The 24,963-nt window shown below is 59.8% G+C and carries 20 protein-coding genes; 7 read left to right on the top strand and 13 right to left on the bottom strand.

Going from position 1 to position 24,963, the window contains the following annotated elements; genetic code table 11:
- Positions 1 to 163 precede the first annotated feature (163 nt).
- Positions 164 to 1,117 carry a M48 family metalloprotease gene (locus P8R33_RS07615; RefSeq protein WP_278328383.1) on the top strand — a complete coding sequence of 318 codons (954 nt, stop codon included), beginning with the start codon at positions 164 to 166 and terminating at the stop codon, positions 1,115 to 1,117.
- A gap of 15 nt (positions 1,118 to 1,132) precedes the next feature.
- Here P8R33_RS07615 and P8R33_RS07610 read toward each other — a convergent pair whose 3' ends face one another.
- The 9 genes from P8R33_RS07610 to rfbC all read right to left on the bottom strand — a co-directional run bounded on the left by P8R33_RS07610 (position 1,133) and on the right by rfbC (position 10,141).
- On the bottom strand, positions 1,133 to 2,233 hold the full coding sequence (locus tag P8R33_RS07610) for a DUF1972 domain-containing protein (RefSeq protein ID WP_278328382.1): 1,101 nt from the start codon (positions 2,231 to 2,233) through the stop codon (positions 1,133 to 1,135).
- A gap of 42 nt (positions 2,234 to 2,275) precedes the next feature.
- Positions 2,276 to 3,448, bottom strand: a complete 1,173-nt coding sequence (locus tag P8R33_RS07605) for an O-antigen ligase family protein (RefSeq protein WP_278328381.1) — start codon at positions 3,446 to 3,448, stop codon at positions 2,276 to 2,278.
- Between the two features lie 122 nt (positions 3,449 to 3,570).
- Complete coding sequence (locus tag P8R33_RS07600; protein ID WP_278328380.1) at positions 3,571 to 4,791, bottom strand: glycosyltransferase family 4 protein; 1,221 nt, start codon at positions 4,789 to 4,791, stop codon at positions 3,571 to 3,573.
- Positions 4,788 to 5,795, bottom strand: a complete 1,008-nt coding sequence (locus tag P8R33_RS07595) for a sulfotransferase family protein (RefSeq protein ID WP_278328379.1) — start codon at positions 5,793 to 5,795, stop codon at positions 4,788 to 4,790. Before P8R33_RS07595 ends, P8R33_RS07600 begins: the two co-directional genes overlap by 4 nt.
- Positions 5,796 to 5,824: 29 nt before the next feature.
- The gene (locus P8R33_RS07590) at positions 5,825 to 6,835 is read right to left on the bottom strand and encodes a sulfotransferase family protein (RefSeq protein WP_278328378.1); all 1,011 of its coding nucleotides are present in this window, start codon (positions 6,833 to 6,835) and stop codon (positions 5,825 to 5,827) included.
- A gap of 11 nt (positions 6,836 to 6,846) precedes the next feature.
- A complete protein-coding gene (gene rfbA / locus P8R33_RS07585) occupies positions 6,847 to 7,722 on the bottom strand; it encodes a glucose-1-phosphate thymidylyltransferase RfbA (protein WP_278328377.1) in 876 nt (291 codons plus the stop codon).
- On the bottom strand, positions 7,719 to 8,567 hold the full coding sequence (rfbD, locus tag P8R33_RS07580) for a dTDP-4-dehydrorhamnose reductase (protein WP_278328376.1): 849 nt from the start codon (positions 8,565 to 8,567) through the stop codon (positions 7,719 to 7,721). Before rfbD ends, rfbA begins: the two co-directional genes overlap by 4 nt.
- Positions 8,564 to 9,610: a dTDP-glucose 4,6-dehydratase gene (rfbB, locus tag P8R33_RS07575; RefSeq protein ID WP_278328375.1), complete on the bottom strand. Its 1,047-nt coding sequence runs from the start codon at positions 9,608 to 9,610 to the stop codon at positions 8,564 to 8,566. Before rfbB ends, rfbD begins: the two co-directional genes overlap by 4 nt.
- Before the next feature lie 3 nt (positions 9,611 to 9,613).
- Positions 9,614 to 10,141, bottom strand: coding sequence for a dTDP-4-dehydrorhamnose 3,5-epimerase (gene rfbC, locus P8R33_RS07570; protein WP_347569046.1), 528 nt, complete (start codon positions 10,139 to 10,141; stop codon positions 9,614 to 9,616).
- A gap of 352 nt (positions 10,142 to 10,493) precedes the next feature.
- Here rfbC and P8R33_RS07565 point away from each other — a divergent pair, with 352 nt between their 5' ends.
- The 6 genes from P8R33_RS07565 (at position 10,494) to P8R33_RS07540 (ending at position 18,977) form a co-directional block, all read left to right on the top strand.
- Positions 10,494 to 10,766 (top strand): hypothetical protein, encoded by a 273-nt coding sequence (locus tag P8R33_RS07565; RefSeq protein WP_278328373.1) that lies wholly within the window; start codon positions 10,494 to 10,496, stop codon positions 10,764 to 10,766.
- A 257-nt stretch (positions 10,767 to 11,023) separates the two neighbouring features.
- Positions 11,024 to 12,244, top strand: coding sequence for an NADP-dependent isocitrate dehydrogenase (locus P8R33_RS07560; protein WP_278328372.1), 1,221 nt, complete (start codon positions 11,024 to 11,026; stop codon positions 12,242 to 12,244).
- 192 nt (positions 12,245 to 12,436) lie between these two features.
- Positions 12,437 to 14,005, top strand: coding sequence for a bifunctional GNAT family N-acetyltransferase/carbon-nitrogen hydrolase family protein (locus tag P8R33_RS07555; RefSeq protein ID WP_278328815.1), 1,569 nt, complete (start codon positions 12,437 to 12,439; stop codon positions 14,003 to 14,005).
- A gap of 288 nt (positions 14,006 to 14,293) precedes the next feature.
- Positions 14,294 to 16,843 carry a M10 family metallopeptidase C-terminal domain-containing protein gene (locus tag P8R33_RS07550; RefSeq protein ID WP_278328371.1) on the top strand — a complete coding sequence of 850 codons (2,550 nt, stop codon included), beginning with the start codon at positions 14,294 to 14,296 and terminating at the stop codon, positions 16,841 to 16,843.
- A 124-nt stretch (positions 16,844 to 16,967) separates the two neighbouring features.
- Positions 16,968 to 18,728: a cation:proton antiporter domain-containing protein gene (locus P8R33_RS07545; RefSeq protein WP_278328370.1), complete on the top strand. Its 1,761-nt coding sequence runs from the start codon at positions 16,968 to 16,970 to the stop codon at positions 18,726 to 18,728.
- 63 nt (positions 18,729 to 18,791) lie between these two features.
- Entirely contained in the window at positions 18,792 to 18,977 is a 186-nt protein-coding gene (locus P8R33_RS07540; RefSeq protein ID WP_278328369.1) for a hypothetical protein, read from the top strand.
- Positions 18,978 to 19,033: 56 nt separating this feature from the next.
- On the opposite strand, the gene alaS is transcribed toward P8R33_RS07540, so the two are convergent.
- The 4 genes from alaS to P8R33_RS07520 all read right to left on the bottom strand — a co-directional run bounded on the left by alaS (position 19,034) and on the right by P8R33_RS07520 (position 24,724).
- A complete protein-coding gene (gene alaS / locus P8R33_RS07535) occupies positions 19,034 to 21,697 on the bottom strand; it encodes an alanine--tRNA ligase (RefSeq protein ID WP_278328368.1) in 2,664 nt (887 codons plus the stop codon).
- Positions 21,698 to 21,817: 120 nt separating this feature from the next.
- A complete protein-coding gene (locus P8R33_RS07530) occupies positions 21,818 to 22,840 on the bottom strand; it encodes an NAD-dependent epimerase/dehydratase family protein (RefSeq protein ID WP_278328367.1) in 1,023 nt (340 codons plus the stop codon).
- On the bottom strand, positions 22,840 to 24,006 hold the full coding sequence (locus P8R33_RS07525) for a nucleotide sugar dehydrogenase (protein WP_278328366.1): 1,167 nt from the start codon (positions 24,004 to 24,006) through the stop codon (positions 22,840 to 22,842). The genes P8R33_RS07530 and P8R33_RS07525 overlap by 1 nt, the downstream gene beginning before the upstream one ends.
- Positions 24,007 to 24,097: 91 nt before the next feature.
- Positions 24,098 to 24,724 (bottom strand): glutathione S-transferase family protein, encoded by a 627-nt coding sequence (locus P8R33_RS07520; protein ID WP_278328365.1) that lies wholly within the window; start codon positions 24,722 to 24,724, stop codon positions 24,098 to 24,100.
- Positions 24,725 to 24,963: the final 239 nt, after the last annotated feature.

Genomic DNA, 24,963 nt, shown 5'->3' with positions numbered 1-24,963 from the left:
AGCGGCCGCGTCGTTAGGTTATTCTTCCGTTCATGACCACCTTTGCAATAGTGTTTTCACCGAGGACGCCGATGCTGTTGCCCGACAGACACGCGCCTGAATCTCTCTTGGTGCCTCGGATCAGCTAGCTCCAAGCCTCCAGCGTGGGTAAGACGTCCTCGATATGGCCCAAACTCTGACCAAATTTGTCCGCTCGATCTTTGCCTTCTTGTCGCTGCTCTCGCTGCCTGTGTCTGCCTCGGCGGGGGATGCGCGATCGGATGCCTCGGACGAACATTGGTCGATAGTCTTCCGAAGCTACCTGCAATCCGTCAACGAGGTCGACTGGAAGCTGAGCCAAGCCTCCCTCCCGATGTGTTCGACACCCGAAGCAGGCCATGGACTGATACTCGACAGTCTGCCGTCGTATGACCGGAAAGAACGCGAAGCGGTTTCGAAAGCTCTGGGGCTGGACGCACGCCCGCAAGTCGCTGCGGTCGCTTCGGATAGTCCTGCATCCGACGCCGGCCTCCAACCCGGCGATGTCATTCTGGCCGTGAACGGAGACTCTCTGATCAGCGTCATGGGCACGGAATGGTCCGAAATGGTCGGAGAGCAGATCGCGGAATTGCTCGCGCGCCTGCCAATTGATCGCGAAAGCAATCTTACCATCGAACGAGATGACCGCGAGATGTCGATCGCAATTACTCCCGTCGCCCGTTGTAGTGCCGGCACCGTGCTGGTCATAGACAAGTCGGTCGAAGCGTATAGCGACAGCAGCAATGCTGCGATCACCACCGGACTACTGAGGTTTCTCGAAGATCCCTCTGAACTCGCTCTAATCGCGGGGCACGAGCTTGCACATGTCCTCTTGCGCGATCGCCACCGGCAAGGCCGGTTCGGAAGCAAGCGTAAGGAGGACGAGGCTGACTTGCTCGGCGCGCAACTTGCTCTGTGTGCAGGCTACGATATTCGCGAAGGAATTGATTTCTGGCTGCGCTACCATGACCGCCGCGCGTTTTCCTGGTTGCCAAGCCTGTCACACCGCTCGGGAAAGTCGCGCTACCGTAAGTTGACAGCGATTGCAGACACGCTCGATTGCAGCCAACTCGGTTCGGTTTTGACAGACGCTCCCTGAACCTGTGCGCTGCCCCTACTGGTTCGCCAAGCGCACAAGAACTTCTTCATAGGCGCGATGCACTTTGTCGAATGTGAAATCCCGTTGATGCCTGCCTAGGGCCGCCTGGCCCAACCGGTCCTGCAGATCGTTACTGCCAGCGATCCGACGCATCGCTTGTGCGGCCTCGGATCTATTTGAGAAAAAGAGCTGTTCCTCGCCCGCCGTCCAGCGGTTGAAGCGATTGTCGTGAGCGATCACGGGCCGCCCTGCTCCAAGCGCTTCCACGAGCGAAGGATTCGTTCCACCGACCTGATGCCCGTGGAGATATGCGGCGGCAAAATAACGCAGCGCCTGCACGCGCTTTTGATCGTAAATGGCACCGGGAAAAACGACACGGTCGTTGCCGGCGGCTCTGACTGCACGATGGTAGGCGTTCGTTTCGTCGAGCCGGCCGAGGATGACGCATTTGCTGTCACCATCGACTTTCGAGAAGGCTTGAACCAGTTCCAGTATCGAGTTCTCCGGCTCGACACGAGCGATCGAAACGAAGTAATTATGCGGGGCGAGACCCATCGCTTCTATACGGGCGACATCGGCGCTCTCGATCCGATCCGATCCATAAGGGATCATGACCGGCTCTTTACGGGTCCTACGCGCAACGTGACGCGCAATTTCCGGATGATCGGCGATGGCGACATGGGCGAGGTTCGCACCAAGCAGTTCGTTGACGAAGAACCAGCTTTTCGCCGGAAAAGACCATTTGGCGCGCTTCCACTCGATCCCGTCCATATTGATCGCAATCTTGCGCCGCGCCATGCGCTGGTGCAGCGAGAAGATCGCGGTGTTATAGCCGAGGACCAGATCGACCCCGGGCCGTTTGGCGACATCGCGAATGCATTGAAGGTCGAAATCCATTGTCCCCACGGCGCCATTTCGGCGGGGCTGCACGTGGACCCGCCTTACGCCCTCCCACATGTCCTCCTCGAACGGGCCGAAAGCACCATCGTCGTCTTGGCAATATACCAGCACGTCGTGGCCCTGTTCGATCATATAAGGCGCAAAGCGCGCCGCGAAGGACTCGAATCCCCCGTGAGCGGCCGGGACGCCTCTGATGCCGATTATGTTGATTTGCATGCGGGTATCGTTCGTAACGAAAAGATCGATAGAATTTGAAAATCAAGTAGATGTCGTGGACGTTTCATTCCGCACTCGTTCTTTCTCACCGACCGCGGCAGCGCAGGTGCCAATCAAGACGAAAAAAATGTAATTGCCGACAAGGAAGGTCGCTTCGCCGAAATTGTAGATAGCGGTGAAGAACATGAATCCGACGAAAGCCGTGTACCGCGCATCTCGCATCATTTTTGCGTAAAGGGCGAGGAATATTGATAAAAATAGGACAACGAAAATCGTCAACCCAACGACTCCAATCTCCGCCATCACCTGCAGATAGCCGTTATGCGCTTGCTGAAACGAGACATCGGAAAAAATGTATGCCGTCAAGTAGGTCGCCGGGCTGTTGTCAGACCATAATGCACTTTGCCCTACTCCAAATAGCGGTCGTTGCGAGAACGTATGCATGACAATCGACCAAATCTTGGTACGCGACGAGAGCGTTCGGTCTTCACCGAGAAAATCCAAGAGCGTCGCTCCAAATCCGACCAGTCCAATTATTCCCACCAACACGAGTAGCAGGCCTCCTATGGAGAATAATATTCGCGGATGGCTGCTACGCCTCGTGTAACGGCTGAATTCTATCAAACCGCACGTTAGAACGGTGGCCACCAATGCCGTCGAGGAGCGGGAAACAATAATGAAAAGAATCGAGATAAGGAACGTTAGTAAAGTCCAGTTCTTTTCAGAACGCCACATACAAAAAGAACATACTGCGGCAATACCAGCCATCGCCCCAACCTGGTTTTTATGTCCAGAAAAAGCTTGAAATGCGAGCTCTCCGGTGAAATACATGGTCGCTGGAAAACCGAGGAGATAGAACCAAAATGAAAAAGCTAGGTACGATGTAAATACAAGCACCAGCACCTTTGGGAGCTGAGTTTTAAACTTTATGAAAAGAGCTAACCCGAGCAGGAAAGACCCAAGCAAGGATACGATCCCCACAAGGGTCTCATTTCGATCGATGGACCAGCCTGCCGACAACGCGCAAAATGCGATTAGATAGACCGGCCAAAGCGCACGTCTATCAAAGGTTTTGACACCCCGAATTAGTACGAACAATCCAGACCCAGCATAAATAACTGCGAATAATAAATTGGTTACAACCTGTGCGCCATACGGGTTTACGGCGATAATTTCCCGAAACGCAAAAGCGAGATGCAGGATCGAGAAGGCCATTATCAGCCCGATAATATGGCCAGCTATACCTCGATCGGCCGCTAGTTTGCGATGCCTCGCAGGGTGCATCGTACCCCTAGCCCGTGTTTGGGATGCATTCAAATTTGCATAAACCATGCTTCTTATCGGCCTCTCACAGCATTCATAGCCTCGATTGCGCCTGCATAATGTCCCAACAAGTTTGGCAAATAGGCGATTTGGGAGAAATTGGTGCGCGCGCGTTCGCGCCCTCTTGCACCCATCGTTAAGGCATTCGAAGGGTCATTCTGCAAGTCGCGGATAAATCGTTCCATGCCCGCAATGTCTCCCACGACAACCTTCTTGCCAGTGTGTCCATCCGCAATGACCTCTGGCAAGCCTCCCATGTCGGTTACCAGAACCGGAGTCCCCGACGCCATGGCTTCGACGGCTGTCAGGCCGAAAGTCTCATGCCATCGCGAAGGCACGATGGCCAGCATCGACTCTTCCAATAACCTGAGGATTTGATCCCGGTTTTGACTGCCCAATATCTTGAGATTTGGTAGCGATTCTTCGTCGGCGATCTTCCGCAACCGCTCGAACTGCGATCCGTCCCCGGCAAGATTGAATGGAACTTCCGGGAGGCGACGGGCAAGTGAAACCACGTCGAAGACACCCTTGTAGTCTTCAAGCCTTCCGAAGAAGAGCACGCCGAGAGGCACCGACGTATCCGGAACCGTGAAAAAAATATCATCGACCGGATTATGCAGCGTGAACATGCGATCGGCCGGCATTCCCTGGCGCACCAGCATGTCGCGCTGGAAGTTGGAGACGGCGAGGAAGCGTTGCGGCCAGCTTTTTGCGCCGAGACTGTCGGCGACGTACATTTCGGCGCAGGTGATTGCCGAGCGTATCAGCGATCCCCTGTTGCAGCGATGGACGATGCCCGGGAGATAGTTGCCTACCGTGCAGGACGTGCAAGTCTCACCATCGCGCCGCGCGATCGAAATCGTGCAGAAGCTGCGATATTCATGCAGGTGCTGGACCGTTGGGATGCGGCGGCGGCGCAGGGGCTCGATGATCGAAGAAGTCAGGGTGCCGTAATGGATGTGCAGATGTGCGACATCGAAACGCTCGCGATCGAGCAAGGCATCGAGGCGCCTGCGGGCGTCGCGGTTGAAAAAGAACTTGTGCAGCCCGCCTGCGCCCGGTTTTTCGAAATGCGCGCCGGACGGATGGATGCCGTCGTCCGCCTGTTCTTCTATCTGTGCGGCAAAAAGATGTACCTCGTGGCCTGCCTTTTCCAGCATGCTGCGGGTGTGGTGGACCATCACGTCGCTACCGCCGCGCAATTCGAAATGCTGGCTGACCAGAAGAACTTTCACTTGTCGGTCCTCGCCGAGACACGCCCTACGCTTTCCCCATAGCCCATCGCGACGAGCATCTGACAGAACGGCTCAACTAGCTCGGGCATGAGGGCAAGCGTGCCATAAGGCGCTGCTGGCGAAAGCACGCTGCGTGCATAGCCGCGAAACTTCGCATCATCGCGAAGCCCAGTATGGGCCAGAATCCGGTCCAAGGTTTGATCGGGATGGTTGCAGAGATCTTCGTAAGTGATGGCCTGGACTGCATCGGGAAACTGCTCGCCGGCAGCCATCGCGGCGCGCATCGACACGATCCATTCGACTGCGGAGCGATCCCGGTGATCGTCGCATTTGAGCAATTGATTCTTTAGCGGCGCCAGATCCTCGTGCGCGGGGACGATCTGTTCGACGAGCATAGACCATTTGCGCCCGTCGCGACCCCACCAGTCGTGGACTTCCGCCCCTTGCACCTCGCCTTTGCGTTTCGACCATTGTGTGACCGAGGAACAGGTGTCGACGCCGTCGCGCAGAATGGCAACGCATTTTGCCTTCGGAAACAAGCCGAGAACGAACGGCATGCGGAACACGAGTTCAGGATATTTATCGACCACCCGGCGCGCGCCGGCAACACGCATCGCCCATGAATAGACCTTAGCAATCGCGCGGGCCATCGTCGGCGACGCCTCCTCGGCCCCCAACCGCACCCGCGCTTCGCCTTCGCTGTAACTGCCGATGATGTCTTCTTCGCCATGAACGTAGTGCCAGAGGGCCTTGGGCTCGTTGAGGAATACCGCGTCCATGTGCATCGCGAAAAGCGTGCCCAGAACAGTCGTGCCCGAACGACCGGTGCCGATGATATAAATAGGCCGGTCGCTATCTTCCTTTATTGGGTTCGCCTGGGCCGCGCGGTAAAGCCCGAAAACGAGCGGGTTGATCCAGCGCCCGCCGGTGGTCAGCGGCCGACCTTCGATTAGCGCCCAGGAAACAAGGCGTCCGAACACCTTGCCTGGCCGGTGGCGGAACATTTCACGGTCGATTTGAGCAGGCATCGATCTCAGGCTTTCAGGCGCTTTGACGCCCAGGCACGAAGGTTGCGGATACGGCGCAGATTGAGCGCAAGCGCAAGGGACATCTTGAGCGGTAGCGCCACCCCCCAGCCCGCACGCGCCAGCTTCGAGGAATTGCTGCAAGACGGCGCGTAGCCGGATTCCGCCAGCAAGGGCTCGGCAGCCTTCTCGACAATTGCGATTTCCGCAAGGGACAGGCCTTTCTGCCATGCTCCGGTACGCGTGCGATCAATGCCTCTAGCAGAAGACTGATCCTCACGATTGGATGAACCAACTCGCGCTACGTCGAGCATCGTTTCGTCGAACGCGATCTCGCAATGGGCGCAGATAGCGCGTACGGTCGTCTCCGGGTTCTCGAGCAAATCCTCGAAGCGTACGAGCATGACCGCATTTCGCAGCGTCGCTTTGCGCGCGGCAGCGGCAGCCTGTCGCCACATCTTTGCCATCACGAAGGGGTGATAATTGGCCCATGAACGGATCGCTTCCGCCAGCGGAATATCAGCGCCTAGCGAGCGGCGCTTCCACTTGCCCTTTTGCGACAGCACCACGTCGCGCGGGTCGCGCACCATGCAGACGACTTTCGCCGTTGGGATACCTTGCAGGATCTCGTCGATATAGAACAGGTTGCGCGGCGTCTGGTCGAGCGCGATTGTCTTACCGGCCTGTCGAGCGGCGAATAGCGTGGCCTCGCGATAGACAGAAGCGCAGGTCGGCGGATCGGCCTTTGCGATGACAGCAGAAACGTCGCCTGCTGCCACAGTAGCCGGCTGAGGTCGGAAGTAGCCATCCCGTACGCCCGCCAGCAATCTGCGGACTAGGCTATCCGTGCGAGCCGGGTCGAGCGCCTCCCCGGAACTGAATTCCTCGCCGGTGACCATCTGTTCGAGAAAATGCAGTTCGCGCAAATCGGCGACCTCCGCACCGCCGCCGAGGACGCGCGCCAAGAGCGTGGTACCGCTGCGGCTCGCGCCGGTCACGAAGATGTGTGTCGTCGCCATACGCGTGACAATCAGCCGGGAAGCAGCCCAAAGAGATATTGCCCGTAGCCCGACTTGCCGTATTTCTCGGCTCGAGCTCGCAAGTCATCGTCGTCAATCCAGCCTTGGCCGTAAGCGATTTCTTCAGGACATCCCGCTTGGAGGCCCTGGCGGTGCGTCACCGTCTGTACGAAATTCGCCGCCTCCAGAAGATTTTCGTGAGTTCCGGTGTCGAGCCAGGCATATCCGCGCCCCATGGTTTCGACCTGGAGGCTGCCTTCGTCGAGATACATCTCGAGCAGCGACGTGATTTCCAGTTCACCGCGTGCCGAAGGCTTCACCTTCGCCGCGCGTTCCGGCGCCTGCCCATCCAGAAAGTAAAGACCGGTCACAGCATAGTTCGACGGCGGATCGGCCGGCTTCTCGACGATCTGATTCGCTTTTCCTTTTTCGTCGAAACCGACAACGCCGTAATCGCTCGGTTTGGCGACGTGGTAGCCGAAAACCGTGCCTCCGGACGTGCGACTATCTGCATTGCGCAGCGCGTCGGGCAGGCCGTGGCCGTAGAAAATGTTATCGCCAAGAACCATCACCGATGGCGCGCCAGCGAGGAAGTCTTCAGCCAAGAGATAGGCTTGCGCCAGGCCGTCCGGCGATGCCTGCACGATATACTCGAACCGCATACCGAATTGGCTGCCGTCGCCAAGCAATCGCTGGAACTGCGCCTGATCTTCGGGCGTGGTAATTATCGCTACCTCGCGCACCCCGGTCAGCATGATGACCGAGAGCGGATAGTAGATCATCGGCTTGTCATAGATCGGCATAAGCTGCTTCGAGACAGCCTGCGTCAGGGGATAGAGCCTAGTGCCGGATCCCCCGGCGAGAATGATTCCCTTGCGATCGGTCATTGAGCGTCCAGTTCCTTCAGAACGCCGCGTAGCGCTTCGCGCCAGTCAGGTCGTTCGAGATCGAATTCGGCCAGTCTGCTGCAGTCAAGACGGCTGTTGAGAGGGCGACGGGCCGGTGTGGGATAGTCGCTAGTCGGAATATCCTCGACAGTCACCTCCCTGCCCGCCTCGGCAAAAATTTCGCGAGCGAAAACTGCCCAACTGGCATCGGGTGTACCGGAGAAATGATAAGTTCCGGACTTGCCCGGGTGGTCGACAAGCACCTTGGCCATCCGCACAGCGGCCTCGGCAATCGCGGAGGCCGGCGTCGGTCCACCCACCTGGTCGTCGACGATCGCCAGGCGGTCGCGCGTTTCCGCCAGCCGCAGCATCGATTTCACGAAGTTTCCGCCATGCGCCGAGAACACCCAGCTCGTTCGCAGGATCCCATGTACGGCCCCGCTCTCGCGCACCAGCCGCTCACCCTCAGCTTTGGTGCGACCATATGCATTGAGCGGCGCAATCGAGTCGGAGGGAGAGAATGGGTGATCGCCTTCGCCCGAGAATACGTAATCGGTCGAAATATGAACGATCGGAATGTCTCGTCGTGCACAAGCGGCAGCAATGGCCCCTGGAGTATCGGCATTGACCACATGGGCTATGCCTTCTTCCTCCTCCGCCTGGTCGACTGCTGTGTAAGCCACTGCATTGATGACCGCTTCGACATCGTCCAGGCCCGCCACCAGCGCCGCGCACGCAGACGGATCGGCAAAATCCGCTTCGGCGCGCGAAAGGAACCGCGCCTCGATCGGCAGGCGCGCAAGTTCTCTCGCAACCTGCCCGGATTGACCGAATACGAGGATCACGCCTTGGTCCCCAGCCTTTCGCCCACGCCCTTGCGATCGAGCAGCGCCTGCCACCAGTCGCGGTTATCAAGATACCACGTTACCGTTCGCTCGAGACCCTCCTCTACGGTTACCGAAGGCCTCCACCCAAGCTCTTCGCGAATGCGGCTCGGGTCGATGGCGTAGCGCAGGTCATGACCGGGACGATCCTGGACGAAGGTGATCTGTTCGCGATAGCTCTTGCCGTCGTCGCGCGGCTGGAGCCGATCGAGGATATCGCAGATCGCATGGACCAACTGCAGGTTCGTACGCTCGTTTTCGCCGCCGATATTGTAGCTTCGGCCATCCTTGCCCTTGTCCAGTACCAGCAGCAGGGCATCGGCATGGTCTTCTACGAAAAGCCAATCGCGTACGTTATCACCCTTCCCATAGATCGGGATTTCGCGGCCGTGAATGGCATTGAGAATCACCACCGGAACAAGCTTTTCCGGGAAGTGGTAGGGGCCGTAATTGTTGGAACAATTTGTGATCACCACGGGCAGGTCGTAAGTCTCGTGCCATGCCCGCACGAGGTGATCGGAGGCCGCTTTACTAGCTGAATATGGCGAACGAGGATCGTAGGCGGTATCTTCCGTGAACATACCGGTGTCGCCAAGCGATCCGTACACCTCGTCCGTCGATATATGGTGAAAACGGAAAGTCTCCGGCTTGCCTTGCGCTAGCCAATACGCCCGCGCAGCTTCCAGAGTATTGAATGTGCCGGTAATGTTGGTCTCGATAAAATCGGACGGCCCATCGATCGAGCGATCGACATGGCTTTCCGCCGCGAGATGCATGATCGAATCGGGGCGGTGCTCTGCCAGGACCTTGTCGATGGCCTCACGATCACGGATATCGACCTGCTCGAAAGAGTATCGCGGGCTTTCGGCTGCGTCAGCCACATTTGCAAGGCAGGCTGCGTAGGTGAGCGCGTCGCAATTCACCACTTCGTGACCGCGTGCGATTGCAAGTCTCACGACTGCGGAGCCGATGAAGCCGGCACCGCCGGTAATCAGGATCTTCATCGTTCATCCTTTCCAGGAAAATGGAGATACGAACTGGTCGAAGGGCGGCGCAGCAGCGTCCTTTTCCGACAGCTTGACATCGCCGGTAGTAGGCCAATCGATATTCAAGCTGTCCCATCGTACCGCGCCATCGCACTCGCGCGAGTAGAAATCCGTGCATTTATAAACGATTTCGGTGTCATCCTCGAGGGTGACGAAGCCATGAAGAAATCCTGCTGGTATCCATAATTGCACGCCGTTGTCCGCGGTCAGTTCTTCGCCGACCCATTCCCCGTAGGTGGGCGAACCCTGCCGCGCATCGACTGCCACATCGAAGAGGCGCCCCCGCCCACAGCGCACGAGCTTGCCCTGCGCGTGCGGCGGTGCTTGGAAGTGAAGTCCGCGCACTGTGTTTTTCGAGAACGATATCGAGTGATTGTCCTGGACGAACTCCGGCAGATCAACGCCGGACGCCCGTAAGTTGCGCTTGCTCCAGCTTTCGCTGAACCAACCCCGCTCGTCTTCGAATCTTTTCACTGTTATGGCAAACACGTCGGGCAACCGTTCGAAAGCCCGTATTGAATCAATCACAGCAAAACCCGTTTCGGTGGAGAGAGTGCATCAACGGCCGATCGAAACCGTCAGTAGGCCAGCGCGCGACAGTCCTCTACAAACCATCCCTCTCGTGTGCAATGATTTTGGGCGACGACTGACCCGCGAACGCAACGCTCGATTCATCTCATTCAAGAACCGACACGTCGCAAACTGTTTCTTAACTGCCACATTTTATCGAGTTTTTCCGCGTTCTGGGCATTGCATACTCAAGAACCATGTATTCACACTTGCGTCCGATGCGTAGGGCGTCTAGGCATCGAATTGATAAACACAGAAACTGGAGTTTTATATGACTTTGAAGACTATCATGGCTGGCGCAGCGGCAATCGGTCTCGCGGTTAGCCCGATTGCGGCATCGGCTGGCACTTCGGCTGGCGCTTCCCTGCCTGCGACTCAGGCTGGTACGGTCACTCTCGGCGAGCGTGCTACCACCTCGGTCAAGAAGGAAGAGCGTCTGGCTGGTCCCGGTCTCATCATTGCAATCATTGCTGGTATTGCAATCATCACCGGCATCATCATTGCTGCCGATGACGACGACGACGATTTCTCGCCCGGCGCCTAATCGGTAAGCCGAGTTGAACATTTGAGCCGGTCCCTCAGGGGCCGGCTCTTTTTGTTGTGCATAGCGAACCCTATCATAGGTCGCAGGATTGGCTGGGGCGAGAAAGTCAGGGTTCGACCATTAGACACGAACACTTCGAACCATACTGGCTGACCCTGTTATTCAAAGACGGGCTGCCGCTCGTCCGCCCGCTCACTTGCCCTCACGCGCCCCTCTGCTAAAGCGCCCGCAATCTCATTCGAACAGACAGGAAACTCATGGCCAAGATCAAGGTAGCCAACCCGGTCGTCGAACTCGACGGCGACGAAATGACGAAAATCATCTGGCAGTGGATCCGCGAGCGGCTGATCCTGCCCTACCTCGAGATCGACCTCAAATATTACGACCTTTCGATCGAGAAGCGCGACGAGACCGACGACCAGATCACGATCGATGCCGCCAATGCCATCAAGGAGCATGGCGTCGGCGTGAAATGCGCCACCATTACCCCCGACGAAGCGCGCGTCGAGGAATTCGACCTCAAGAAGATGTGGGTCAGCCCCAACGGCACCATCCGCAACATCCTCGGCGGTGTCGTCTTCCGCGAGCCGATCGTCATCGACAACGTGCCGCGCCTTGTGCCGGGCTGGACCGACCCCATCGTGGTCGGCCGCCATGCTTTCGGCGACCAGTACCGCGCCAAGGACACGCTGATCCCCGGCAAGGGCAAGCTGCGCATGGTCTTCGAAGGCGAGAACGGCGAGAATATCGACATCGATGTCTTCGAATTCCCGAGCCCGGGCGTCGCGATGACGATGTACAATCTCGACGATTCGATCCGCGACTTCGCCCGCGCCAGCTTCGCTTACGGCCTCGACCGCAAATGGCCGGTCTACCTTTCGACCAAGAACACCATCCTCAAGAAGTACGATGGCCGCTTCAAGGACCTGTTCGAGGAGGTCTTCGAAGCCGAATACAAGACCGAGTTCGAGAAGCACGGCCTGACCTACGAACACCGCCTGATCGACGACATGGTCGCCGCGGCGCTCAAGTGGAACGGCAAGTTCGTCTGGGCCTGCAAGAACTATGACGGCGACGTACAGTCGGACATCGTGGCGCAGGGCTTCGGCAGCCTCGGCCTGATGACCAGCGTGCTGATGACGCCCGATGGCAAGACCGTGGAAGCGGAAGCGGCACACGGCACCGTCACCCGCCACTATCGCCAGCACCAGGAAGGCAAGGCGACCAGCACCAACCCGATCGCCAGCATCTTCGCCTGGACGCGCGGCCTGATGTATCGCGGCAAGTTCGACGACACGCCCGATGTAGTGAAGTTCGCCGAAACGCTGGAGAAGGTCTGCATCAAGACCGTCGAAAGCGGCAAAATGACGAAGGATCTCGCGCTTCTGATCGGTCCGCAGCAGAGCTGGATGACGACCGAGCAGTTCTTCGAGGCGATCGTCGAGGGTCTTGAGGCCGAAATGGCCAACTGGGGCTGAAACCCATCGCCGCCTGCGTCATTACGTAGGCATGGCTAGACCATACGGGGTCGGCGCGCGCCGGCCCCGTTTCTGTTTGCGGATCGCAGAACAACGGGGACGACATTGGCTAAACCACCGGCAAAGAAGCGCACGCCGAAGCGCAAGGGCAGCGAGAAGTTCGGCCAGCGCCGGCTCGAAGTGCGTAACGCTATGATCAAGGATATTCCGGGCATCGCCAACCTGGTACGCCGGGTTTACGAGGACATGCCTGCCTATACGCACGGCGAGATCCGCGGCCAGATCAACAATTTCAAGGAAGGCTGCTTCGTCGCCCTGCTCGACGAGGAAGTTGTCGGCTATTGCGCGACCATGCAGCTAGCCGAAGCGCTGGCCTTCCAAGATCACGACTGGGAGGAAATCACCGGCAACGGCTTCGGCAGCCGCCACGATCCCACCGGCGACTGGCTTTATGGCTACGAGATGTGCGTCGATCCCAAGGTGCGCGGAGTCCGCATCGGGCGCCGCCTCTATGAAGAGCGCCGCGCGCTGGCCGAGGAGAAGGATCTGACCGGCATCGTCTTCGCCGGCCGCATCCCGAACTACCGCCGCTTCCGCCGCCGCGTCGAGAACCCGCAGGACTATCTCGACAAGGTGGTCGAAGGTAAGCTGCACGACCCCGTCCTGCGCTTCCAGCTCGCCAACGGCTTCGAGCCCGAGCGGATCATGGAAGGGTACCTCCCCGAGGATAAGGCCAGCATGGCCAATGCCGTGATGATGGTCTGGCGCAACCCCTATGTCGAGCGTGACCAGCCGGTGAAGAAGCGCCTCCCGCGCGGTGTGGAGGCCGTACGCGTGGCCACTTGCCAGCTGCAGGCGCGCGCGGTTGCGGATTACGATGAGTTCATGCGCCACGTCACATATTTCGTAGACGTCGCAAGCGATTACGAGGCGGATTTCATCGTCTTTCCCGAACTCTTCACGCTGATGCTGCTGAGCTTCGAAGAGAAAGAGCTCTCCCCCGTCGAGGCGATCGAGCGGCTGTCCGAATACACGCCGCGCCTGCGCGACGACATCTCCGACATGGCAATGCGCTATAACATCAACATCATCGCCGGGAGCCACCCGACCCGCATGGAGGACGGGGACATCCACAATGTCGCATACGTCTGCCTGCGCGACGGATCGGTCCATGCGCAGGAGAAGATCCACCCTACCCCCAACGAACGGTACTGGTGGAACATCAAGGGCGGCGACAAGGTCGAAGTCATCCAGACCGACTGCGGCCCCATCGGCGTGCAGATCTGCTACGACAGTGAATTCCCCGAACTCAGCCGCCGCCTCGCCGACGAGGGTGCGCGCATCATCTTTGTGCCCTTCTGCACCGACAGCCGGCAGGGTTATTTGCGCGTGCGGTATTGCGGACAGGCGCGCGCGATCGAGAACCAGTGCTTCGTCGTGCTCTCCGGCAATGTCGGCAACCTGCCCAATGTCGGCAATATGGACATCCAGTATGCCCAGAGCTGCATCTTGACGCCCTGCGACTTCCCCTTCGCCCGCGACGGTATCGCTGCCGAATCGAGCGAGAACGTCGAAACGCTGACGATCAGTGACGTAAATCTCGCCGATCTCAGCTGGGCACGCGCCGAAGGGACCGTCCGCAATCTCGCGGACCGACGCTTCGATCTTTACCGCATCGAATGGGACGAGGAAGGCAAGCATCCCGGCAAGCCGAAGCCTCGCCGCGAGCCTCTCGGCCCGACCGGGCCGGGCGGAGGATAGGGAACATTTACCAACGGTTCAGCGCTAAGCCTCACCTGTCCTCCCTCCCCCCGAAGATAACATTCGCCCGCCTGAACCCAATGTACGGCGGGTGCCCGCAATCGACTTGCGGGCGAGTTAGGTTTCGTTAAAGATAGACTGGTTATATGCTCAGCGAGGAAGTTTCCGCTAGGGATCGGCGGCGGCTTTTCTTGATCGGGAGTTGTCATGTTTTCTTTGGACGGTCTGAACATTGCTCGTTTTGGTTCTCGAAACGAACCCTCCTTTTCATTGGGCAGAGCCTTCGGTTTGACCCAGATCGACCCGGTGGACTACGATTTCGGCCATGCGCAGACATGCGCATGTGCATGCTGCGGTGTGACTGCCAAGCCGACAGCGGACGTGATCCAGGCGGCCTTTTCGCCAAGCGCGGCGGGGGTCGATATTCCCGGCGACACCACGACCACCGCGACCATTTCGGTTGGCGGCAGTGCTACCGACGAACTTGAAGTCGCTGGCGACACGGATTGGTTCAAGATCACGTTTCAAGCCGGCGAGACGGTCAATATCTCCTTGTTTGGATCGGGCGCGAGCCCTGTAAGCGATACCTATCTGCGAGTTTACGACAGCAACGGAGTGTTGGTCGCTGAAAACGACGATGGCGGTAGCGGTTACAATTCGCTGCTGCGCTTCACAGCTTCATCGGGCGGGACATATTACATAGAAGCCGATTCTTACGCGAACAACAAAGTCGGCGAATATACGATCGAGGTGACCGAAGCGGAAGCGCTTAGAGTGTTCACCTATGACGAGATAGCGTTGCAGCTGACCAATGGATATTGGGGAGGTTCGTCTCGCGCGTGGAATGTGGGAAGCGATGGAGAACTCACCTACGATATCAGCGCGCTGCCGGCAGAGGCGCAATATCTCGCGACCCAGGCCCTTCTTCTCTGGAGCGATATCACGGGTATCGAATTCGTTTCGGTTGCGAGCGGCGCGGAACTGACCTTCCAGGATACGGAAAGCGGAGCTTATGCTTCCACGTCCTATTCCGGCGGGACTATCGCTTCGGCCACCATCAATATTTCGGCCGCGTGGCTGGCGAACTACGGTACGACGCTCGATACATATTCCTTCCAGACCTACATTCACGAGATCGGACACGCTCTGGGCCTGGGACATGCCGGAAATTACAACGGCAACGCCAGTTATGCTGACGATGCGCTATACCTGAATGACAGCTGGTCGACGACCGTCATGTCGTATTTCAGCCAGACGGAAAATTCCTACTTCAGCGATCAGGACTTTTCCCGCGCCTTCCTCCTGACTCCGATGAACGGCGATGTCGTAGCAATCGGCAATCTCTACGGGCTGTCTTCCACTACGCGACTGGGTGATACGACATACGGCTTTTATAGCACTGCAAACCGCGACGTCTATGACGCTACCCTGTTTTCCGCGTCTGCATACACCGTGGTCGATAGCGGCGGTACAGATACGCTCAATTATTCAGGCTTTTCGAACGACCAGCTGATCGATCTGCGCCAAGAAAGCTTCTCGAATGTCGGTTCGCTGATCGGCAACGTTTCGATCGCGAGGGGGACCGTAATCGAGAATGCGACCGGCGGGTCGGGTAGCGACCGGATTTACGGCAATTCGGCCGATAATCTTTTACGTGGGAATTTCGGCAGCGATTATCTGTTCGGGATGTTCGGGAACGACACGCTGCGCGGAGGCAGTGACAATGATTTCCTGTTTGGCGGCGGCGGTGACGATGATATCGAAGGCAATGCCGGTAACGACAGTGCGTATGGTGAAGCGGGCGACGATCTTCTTCGCGGCGGCGACGGCGAAGATTTCCTGAAAGGCGATGCCGGGAATGACACGCTTTACGGTGACGCCGGAAGCGACTGGCTTTGGGGAGGTAACGGTGCAGATACAATGTACGGCGGCATTGGCGTCGATATTTTGAAAGGTGGAGGCGGAGCCGATACGCTCTATGGCGGCGATCAGGCCGATAATCTTCAAGGTAACGACGGTAATGACCTGCTCGACGGAGGATCGGGTTACGATGTGCTGTGGGGTGGTGACGGAAACGACACCCTACTCGGCGGGAACGGTAACGATGAATTGAACGGCGGCAACGACAGCGACCTGATCTATGGCGGCATCGGCGACGACGTCATCACCGGGGGTAGCGGTCGGGACAAGATTTTCGGTGAGAGCGGCAACGACGACATCAACGGAGGCGATTATACCGACATCATCCGCGGCGGATCCGGCAATGACGTGATCAACGGCAATGACGGGGCCGACCAACTCTTCGGAGATGGTGACGACGACCAGCTTTTCGGCGTGTTCGGTTGGGACCAGCTGGACGGCGGCGCTGGCAACGACTTGCTCGACGGCGGCGCCGGCAACGACCGCCTCGCCGGCGGAAGCGGCAACGATGTGTTGACCGGCGGATACGCCAGTGACGTATTTATCTTCGACCTGGTCGGTGCGGCCAACGCAGACCAAATCACCGACTTCGGAACCGGTGACGACAGCTTCGAGCTCGACATGGCAGGCGATTTCTCGGCCTTGTCGGGGACGGGAATGCTGGCCGCCTCGGCCTTCCGCGCCGGAACGTCTGCACAGGATTCGAACGACCGGATCATTTACGATCAGGCAAGCGGCAACATCTGGTACGATGCCGACGGCAGCGGCGCGCAGGCAGCACAACTCTTCGCGACCGTGGCCGCGGGAACTTCGCTTTCGGCTGCAGATTTCAAAGTTGTCGACAGTTCGTTGTTTAGCGCGAACGTCAGCGCAGCGACTGAGCCAATGGCGATGTACGAGAACGCATTGTTCGTCTGACATCGAATTCTGAGCCGTTCCAAATCTAAAGGCGCTTCTGCCGCGATCGGTTGGGAGCGCCTTTTTCATGCGATGTCTATTTACGGCAGGTGACTCTACCGGCGTAGCCTCCTAACGCTAAGCCATGGCCTCCGCCGAACTCGCCTCCCCCGCCCTGTCCGACGCGCTGGTCATTCTCGGCGCGGCGGGGCTGGTCATTCCGGTCTTCACCCGCTTCCGCATCACGCCGGTCATCGGGTTCATCCTGATCGGAATCCTCGTCGGACCCTATGGCTTGGGGAGGATGGTGTTCGAGCATCCATGGCTCAATCACATAACCATATCAGATCCGGACTCTTTGGATTTATTCGCAGAGTTCGGGATCATCCTGCTGCTGTTCGCGATCGGTCTGGAATTGAGCTTCAACCGCCTGTGGCAGATGCGGCGGCTGGTCTTCGGGCTCGGCGCGCTGGAACTGCTCGTCATCGGGACGATCGCCGCGATCTTCCTTGCGATGATGGGTCAGTACTGGACCGGAGCTTTGGCGCTCGGTTTCGCTCTCGCCTTCTCCTCTACCGCCATCGTACTGCCGATTGCCGGCACGCATACGCCAGTGGGGCGCGCGGCGCTTTCGATGCTGCTGTTCGAGGACATCATGATCGTGCCGATCATCTTCATCCTCGGCGCAATGGCGCCCAATGCCGAGGCCGAGGGGTGGGAAGGCATGCTGACCACCCTGTGGCAGGGCGGCGCAGTAATCCTTGCGATGATGGTGCTTGGACGCTTCGCCCTCCCTCGCCTTTTCGGGCAAGCGGCGCGCACCAAGAGCCCCGAGCTGTTCCTCGCCGCGTCGCTGCTGGTGGTCATCGGCGCGAGCCTGGCGACGGCTGCGGTTGGGCTTTCGCCGATTGTCGGGGCGCTGATTGCGGGCCTGCTGATCGCGGAGACCGAGTATCACGGCGAGGTGGAGAGCATCATGGAGCCCTTCAAGGGCCTCGCGCTCGGCATCTTCCTCATCACCGTGGGCATGAGCATCGACCTCGCGACGATCTGGGACAATCTCGGCCTTATCGCGACCGCCGTAGTGCTGATCCTGGTGTTCAAGGCTTCCGTTACCGGCATCCTCTTGCGACTTATGGGCGCGCGGCGCAGCACTGCGGCAGAGACCGGCATCCTCATGGCCAGTCCGTCGGAAACGACGCTGATCGTGCTTGCTGCAGCCAGTTCGGCGCTGCTGATCCAGCCCGGGACGGCGCAGTTCTGGCAGATCGTCACGGCAATCGGTCTGACGGTCACCCCGCTGCTTGCCATGCTAGGGCGCGCCATTGCGCGGCGGGTGGAACCCATTCCCGAGCTGCCCGAAGAGGACGAGGCGGAAGGCCGCGTGGTCGTCATCGGTGCCGGTCGCGTCGGTCTGCTGGTCGCCCAGATGCTGCAAGCGCATGACAAGCCTTATGTTGCGATCGATTCCAATCCGGACCTGATCGAGGCGGCCAAGCGCAAGGGCTATCGCGCGACCTTCGGCGATGCAGCGCGCGGCGATGCCCTCAGCCGATTGGGCGTCGACGACGCGCTCGCTGTGGTCCTGACGATGGACGAGCCGGTACTGACGCAGCGCTTGGTGTCCAAGCTACGCAAGGATTACCCCGACCTGCTGATCGTCTGCCGCGCGCGGGACGTGCGGCACGCAGCCGAGCTTTACCGTGCGGGCGCGAGCCATGCCGTACCCGAAACGCTCGAAAGCTCGCTGCAATTGTCCGAAGCCGTGCTGGTCGATATCGGAGTCGCCATGGGGCCGGTCATCGCCTCCATCCACGAGAAGCGTGACGAATTTCGCGCGCAGATCGAGAAAGAGGGCGCGCTCGATTACAAGCCCAAGCTGCGATCGAGCACGGCGGACGCCTGAGACTTTCGGGAATTATCTGAACCTTTGGCTTTTCAATGCGTTGAAAGGGCAAAGGAGATAGACATGAGCAACCCCGAAAACGATCCGACGAAGCCGACGCCGAACAGCGTGAAGTTCAAGCCGCAGAACGTGCAGGATCCGCTGAAGGACCGCGCTCCGACCGAAAAGCGCGGCGCGCCGGGCGATACGGAAGGCTACGATGTAGCACACGGCTCCCAGCCCACGACGAAGAGCACGCCCAGCGCCTGATTCAAGGCGACAGATTTCTCCGGAGAGGAGAGGAACGCCTGGCAGCTTCGCGGCTGTCAGGCGTTTTCGCGTGCCAGCGCCTCGCGCACGGCGGCCAGAGCCTCCTGCGCTTTCGAGCCGTCCGGCCCGCCACCCTGTGCCATGTCCGCACGGCCACCGCCGCCCTTGCCGCCGAGCGCTTCCACCCCTGCGCGCACCAGTTCGACGGCGCTGAAACGATCGGTAAGGTCGTCGGTAACGGCGCAGGCGAAAGCAGCCTTGCCATCGTTGACCGCGCAGATCGCTGCGACGCCGGACCCCATGCGGGTCTTGGCCTCGTCCAGCAGGGGACGCAGTTCCTTGGGGTTGAGGCCGTCGATCACCTGACCGGAGAATGCGACCCCGCCGATATCTTCGTCGGCAGGACCGGCATCACCCGCTGATCCGCCGCCCAGCGCGAGCGCGCGCTTCGCCTCGGCCAGTTCTTTTTCGAGCCGCTTGCGCTCGTCGACCAGCGCCGCGACGCGTTGCGGCGCGTCGTCGGGTGAGGTCTTGAGCGCGCTTGCGATGGCGCGAACGGCCTCGTCACGGGCGACGAGCCAGGCGCGTGCAGCCTCGCCGGTCAGCGCCTCGATGCGGCGCACGCCGGAGCTGACGGCGCTTTCGGACACGATCTTGAACAGGCCGATGTCGCCCGTCGCCTTCACATGCGTGCCGCCGCACAGTTCGACCGAATAATTGCGTCCGCCCTCGCCCTTGCTGCCCATGGAGAGCACGCGAACCTCGTCGCCGTATTTCTCGCCGAACAGCGCGAGCGCGCCGGCGGCGACGGCGTCGTCCGGCGTCATGAGGCGAGTCGACACCTGTTCGTTCGCGCGGATTTCCGCATTCACCTCGGCCTCGACCGCCGCGATGTCGTCCTCGGTCATTGGCTTGGGATGCGAGAAGTCGAAGCGGAAGCGGTCGTCGGAGACCAGCGAGCCTTTCTGCGTGACGTGATCGCCGAGCCGATCGCGCAGCGCGGCATGAACGAGATGGGTCGCGGAATGGTTCGCGCGAATGCGATCGCGGCGCCCGGCATCGATTTCGAGATGCACGGCATCGCCTACTGCAACCGAGCCCTTGCCGACCTTACCGACATGTGTGTGCAAGCGGCCGAGCGGCTTGTTCGTCGTCTCGACCGCGAATTCCAGCCCCTCCGGCGTCCAGATGCGTCCGGCATCGCCGGTTTGCCCGCCACTCTCGCCGTAGAAGGGCGTCTGGTTTGTGAGGATGATGACGTCCTCGCCCTCGGCGGCGCTAGCCACTTCGGCGCCGTTCTTGACGATCGCGACCACCTCGGCCTCGCCGGTCGTGGAGGCGTAGCCGGTAAATTCGGTCGAGCCTGCGCGTTCGGCGATGTCGAACCAGACTTCCTCGCTCGCCGCCTCGCCCGAGCCCTTCCACGCCTCACGCGCCTTGGCCTTCTGCTCGGCCATGGCAGCGTCGAAGCCGTCCTTGTCGACCGCGATCCCGCGGCTTCGCAATGCATCCTCGGTCAGATCGTAGGGGAAGCCATATGTGTCGTAGAGCTTGAAGGCAGTCTCGCCGGGCAGCGTGCCGCCCTCGCCCATGTCGGCAGTCGCATCGTCGAGCAGGCGCAGGCCCTTGTCGAGCGTGCGGCGGAACTGCACTTCCTCGCGCTCCAGCACTTCCTGGATCAGCGGCTGGCCGCGAACGAGCTCCGGATAGGCCGCGCCCATCTCGCTCACGAGTTCGGGGACGAGCCGGTGCATCAGAGGGTCCTTGGCACCCAGCAGATGCGCATGGCGCATGGCGCGGCGCATAATGCGGCGCAGGACATAGCCGCGTCCCTCATTACTCGGCAGGACACCGTCGGCGAGCAGGAAGCTGGTGGAACGCAAGTGGTCTGCGATCACGCGGTGGCTGGCGGTGTTGTCACCCTCGGCTTTCACACCGGTCAGGCTCTCGCTCGCGCCGATCAGCGCCTTGAAGGTGTCGGTGTCGTAATTGTCGTGCACGCCCTGCATGACTGCGGCGACGCGCTCGATCCCCATGCCCGTATCGATGCTGGGCTTGGGCAGATCGCCGACGATCTCGTCGTTTTCCTGCGTGAACTGCATGAAGACGAGGTTCCAGATCTCTACGAACCGGTCGCCGTCTTCCTCCGGCGACCCCGGAGGGCCGCCCCAGATATGGTCGCCGTGATCGTAGAAGATCTCCGAGCACGGGCCGCAGGGACCGTCCGAGCCCATGGCCCAGAAATTGTCCTTGGTCGGGATGCGGATAATCTTCTCGTCCGCGAACCCGGTGCGCTTCTTCCAGAGGTCGAAAGCCTCGTCATCCGTGTGGTAGACAGTGACCAGCAGTCGTTCGGGATCGAGACCCCATTCCTTTGTCAGCAAGGTCCAGGCGTGGTCGATCGCCTGTTCCTTGAAATAGTCGCCGAAGCTGAAATTGCCGAGCATCTCGAAGAAGGTGTGGTGCCGCGCGGTGTAGCCGACATTATCGAGATCGTTGTGCTTGCCCCCAGCGCGCACGCATTTCTGCGAGCTCGTGGCGCGCGGGGCGGGCGGCGTTTCAAGGCCGGTAAACGCATTCTTGAACGGCACCATGCCCGCGTTGACGAACATCAGCGTCGGATCGCTGAACGGCACCAGCGGCGCGCTCGCCACCTCGGCATGATCGCTGGAGCCGAAATAGTCGAGGAAGCTGCGGCGGATGTCGTTGGTCGAAGTCATGCCAGCGCAGTTAGGCAATCGGCGCGCCAGCGACAAGCGGGAATGCCCGGTCAGACTGTGCGGGGGCTGCGATCGGCGGTGCCGACATGCGCCGGACAGCCGCCGGGGCGATTGCGCGCCTCAGATCTTGTAATAGTCCCGATACCATTCGACGAAGCTGCGGACACCGTCCCGGATATCCGTTCGGGGGACGTATCCTGTAAGCGACTCAAGCAACCCCGTATCGGCCCACGTCGCCGGAACGTCGCCCGCCTGCATCTCCATGAAGTTCTTCTCGGCTGTCATACCCAGAGCGGCCTCGACCGCCTCGATCATGTCCATCAACTGCACCGGCGCGGAGTTGCCGATATTGACGATGCGCCAAGGCGCAACCGGGGACAGGCTGTCGTGCTCCGCGATCGCTTCCCCGTCGCAGGGACGGACCGGCGGCACATCGACCAAGCGACGGATCGCCTCGACCAGATCCTCGACATAGGTGAAGTCGCGCATCATTCGGCCGTGATTGTATACGTCGATCGCCTCACCCTGCAGCATGGCCCGGACGAATTTGAACAGGGCCATGTCGGGCCTCCCCCACGGGCCGTACACGGTGAAGAAGCGAAACATCGTCACCGGCAGATCGAAAAGATGGGCGTAGGAATGCGCCATCGCCTCGTTGGCCTTCTTGGTGGCGGCGTAGAAGGACATCTGGTGATCGGCCTTCATCGTCTCGCGATAGGGCATGTCGGTGTTTGCGCCGTAAGCGGACGAGGTCGAAGCGAGGAGCATGTGCTGTGGAGGATGCGCGCGCGCCGCCTCGAGCAGTTCGAAAGTCCCGAGCAGATTGCTTTCGACATAAGTGCGCGGGTTCTCGATCGAGTAGCGCACCCCGGCTTGCGCTGCCAGGTGGATGACGATTTCGGGCTCGCAATCGTGCATCAGATCCGCCAGCAAACCGGGTGTTTCGATCGGCTCGTTTACAGCGCGAAACCCTTCAACTTTGAGCAGGCGGGCCTGCCGACGGCGTTTCAGTTCCGGATCGTAATAGTCCGACATGTTGTCGACACCGACGACCGCGAACCCGTCGTCGAGCAGCCGCTGGCACAGGAACGAGCCGATGAAGCCGGCCGATCCGGTGACCAGCGCCGTGCGGGTCTCGGCCATCAATCGGCGCCGAACAGGTCGCGCGTGAAGACCTTGTCGCGCACGTCCTCCAGTTCGGGATCGAGCCGGTTGGCGACAATGATATCCGCTTCGCGCTTGAACTCCTCGAGGTCGCGGATCACGCGCGAACCGAAGAAGGAATCGTCGTCCATAACCGGCTCGTAAACCACGACTTCGATGCCCTTAGCCTTGATGCGCTTCATAATCCCCTGGATCGACGACTGGCGGAAGTTGTCCGATCCGGCCTTCATCACGAGGCGGAATACGCCGACGGTCTCCGGCTGCCGGGCGATTATCCGGTCGGCGAGAAAATCCTTCCGGGTCCGGTTCGCATCCACGACCGCGCGAATCAGGTTCTGCGGAACCTCGGAATAGTTGGCGAGGAGCTGCTTCGTATCTTTCGGCAGGCAATATCCGCCGTAACCGAACGACGGGTTGTTGTAATGCATGCCGATGCGCGGATCGAGGCCGATACCCTCGATGATCTGACGCGTATCCATCCCACGAGAGAGGGCGTAGCTGTCGAGTTCGTTGAAGAACGCGACGCGCATGGCGAGATAGGTGTTGGCGAACAGCTTGATCGCTTCGGCTTCTTCCGCCTCCGTAAGGAGGACAGGCACATCGGAAATGAGCGCCGGCTCGACCAGCAGATCGGCGAATTGTTGCGCTCTCTCCGACCGCTCCCCAACGATTACGCGGGAGGGGTGCAGATTGTCGTAGAGGGCCTTTCCTTCGCGCAGGAATTCGGGGCTGAAGATGATATTGTCCGATCCGAACCTGGCCCGCGCGTCGGAAGTATAGCCGACGGGGATGGTCGATTTTACGACAATCACCGTGTCGGGGCTCGCTGCGACGATTTTCTGGATGACGTTATCGACAGCGGATGTGTCGAAGAAGTTCGTTTCGGGATCGTAATTGGTAGGCACCGCAACCACGGCGAAATCCGCCCCATCGATCGCTTCGGCTGCATCGGTCGTGAAACTCAGGTCCAAATCGTCATGGGTTAGATATTCCTCGACCAGGTCATCCTGGATCGGCGAACGGCGATTGTTCAGCAATGCCACGCGGTCGGACACGATATCGCAGCCCACCACCGTATTGTGCCTGGCCAGCATGATGGCGTTGGAAAGGCCGACATACCCAAGGCCGAACACTGCAATCTTCATGGTTGTTTTCCGTACCTGCGATGGAGGTCATGACACGTGGCCCGCTTTGCAAGCTGGACGGTACAAATTCAAGTCATGCGGCAGAGCGATCTCACCAGACGAAATACGGGCCACCGCGCTCACGCGCGCGCTGCCAAGCGGGTCGGGCGTGCACGGCCTCGACGAATTTCACGGTCTTCGGTGCCTTTTCTCCGTATCCCTGCATCACGGCGATTTCGGCAGGGAAACTCATCATGACGTCTGCGGCCGTCCAGTCGTTGCCGACGAAATGACCGGATTCGTTGATCCCGTCTTCCATGAAGGCGACATGTGCGGCGAATTGCTCTTCAATGCGGGGCATGATCGGTGCGGCGCCCTCGCCCAGGCGGCCGGCCATGATCTTGAGCATCACCGGCACGAAGAAGCTGCTTTCGCCGAACTGCATCCATTCGAGGTGGCGCACGTGGTCTTCACCAGACGTCTCGGGCAGCCAGCTATCGCCGCCATGGCGCTCGCACAGATACTGGATGATTGCTCCACTTTCGGCCACGCGGAAGCCGTCGTCCTCGATCAGTGGCGACTTGCCGAGTGGATGCGGCTGCTTGAGTTCGGGCGGTGCGAGATTGGTCTCCGCATCGCGCTGGTAATGCTCGATCTCATAATCAGCGCCAAGCTCTTCGAGCAGCCAGAGAATACGCTGCGAACGGCTGTTGTTAAGATGGTGGACGGTGATGGTCATCGGCTCTCTCCTGCGCGCCGCCCTTGCAAATTCCGCCGGCGGGTCGATTCGCCCGCGACCCTAAGCGAGGCGCAAGCGGCTCGCCAGCCACACAACAAGGCATGAGCGGTCGAACGGAAAAGCCGGTGCGGCCAAGGGAGGCGCGCACCGGCTTTCCGTTCATTCGGGAGCGCCGGGGGACAGTCCGGCTATCACGCGGACCCGGGGGATGGGCAGGCGCGCTCCCGCTTGAAGAGATA

Source organism: Qipengyuania flavescens (genome assembly GCF_029688735.1).
Classification (GTDB): domain Bacteria; phylum Pseudomonadota; class Alphaproteobacteria; order Sphingomonadales; family Sphingomonadaceae; genus Qipengyuania.
Note: the sequence above shows the minus strand (reverse complement) of the source record. Positions and strands in the feature narration are given on the sequence as shown.

What these genes read in the sequence shown, in the direction of transcription:
- P8R33_RS07615 (WP_278328383.1), top strand. Translation starts at nt 164, where the DNA reads ATGGCCCAAACTCTGACCAAATTTGTCCGCTCGATCTTTGCCTTCTTG.
- P8R33_RS07610 (WP_278328382.1), bottom strand. Translation starts at nt 2,233, where the DNA reads ATGCAAATCAACATAATCGGCATCAGAGGCGTCCCGGCCGCTCACGGG.
- P8R33_RS07605 (WP_278328381.1), bottom strand. Translation starts at nt 3,448, where the DNA reads ATGGCCTTCTCGATCCTGCATCTCGCTTTTGCGTTTCGGGAAATTATC.
- P8R33_RS07595 (WP_278328379.1), bottom strand. Translation starts at nt 5,795, where the DNA reads ATGTTCCGCCACCGGCCAGGCAAGGTGTTCGGACGCCTTGTTTCCTGG.
- P8R33_RS07590 (WP_278328378.1), bottom strand. Translation starts at nt 6,835, where the DNA reads ATGGCGACGACACACATCTTCGTGACCGGCGCGAGCCGCAGCGGTACC.
- rfbA (WP_278328377.1), bottom strand. Translation starts at nt 7,722, where the DNA reads ATGACCGATCGCAAGGGAATCATTCTCGCCGGGGGATCCGGCACTAGG.
- rfbB (WP_278328375.1), bottom strand. Translation starts at nt 9,610, where the DNA reads ATGAAGATCCTGATTACCGGCGGTGCCGGCTTCATCGGCTCCGCAGTC.
- P8R33_RS07565 (WP_278328373.1), top strand. Translation starts at nt 10,494, where the DNA reads ATGACTTTGAAGACTATCATGGCTGGCGCAGCGGCAATCGGTCTCGCG.
- P8R33_RS07560 (WP_278328372.1), top strand. Translation starts at nt 11,024, where the DNA reads ATGGCCAAGATCAAGGTAGCCAACCCGGTCGTCGAACTCGACGGCGAC.
- P8R33_RS07555 (WP_278328815.1), top strand. Translation starts at nt 12,437, where the DNA reads ATGATCAAGGATATTCCGGGCATCGCCAACCTGGTACGCCGGGTTTAC.
- P8R33_RS07545 (WP_278328370.1), top strand. Translation starts at nt 16,968, where the DNA reads ATGGCCTCCGCCGAACTCGCCTCCCCCGCCCTGTCCGACGCGCTGGTC.
- P8R33_RS07540 (WP_278328369.1), top strand. Translation starts at nt 18,792, where the DNA reads ATGAGCAACCCCGAAAACGATCCGACGAAGCCGACGCCGAACAGCGTG.
- alaS (WP_278328368.1), bottom strand. Translation starts at nt 21,697, where the DNA reads ATGACTTCGACCAACGACATCCGCCGCAGCTTCCTCGACTATTTCGGC.
- P8R33_RS07530 (WP_278328367.1), bottom strand. Translation starts at nt 22,840, where the DNA reads ATGGCCGAGACCCGCACGGCGCTGGTCACCGGATCGGCCGGCTTCATC.
- P8R33_RS07525 (WP_278328366.1), bottom strand. Translation starts at nt 24,006, where the DNA reads ATGAAGATTGCAGTGTTCGGCCTTGGGTATGTCGGCCTTTCCAACGCC.
- P8R33_RS07520 (WP_278328365.1), bottom strand. Translation starts at nt 24,724, where the DNA reads ATGACCATCACCGTCCACCATCTTAACAACAGCCGTTCGCAGCGTATT.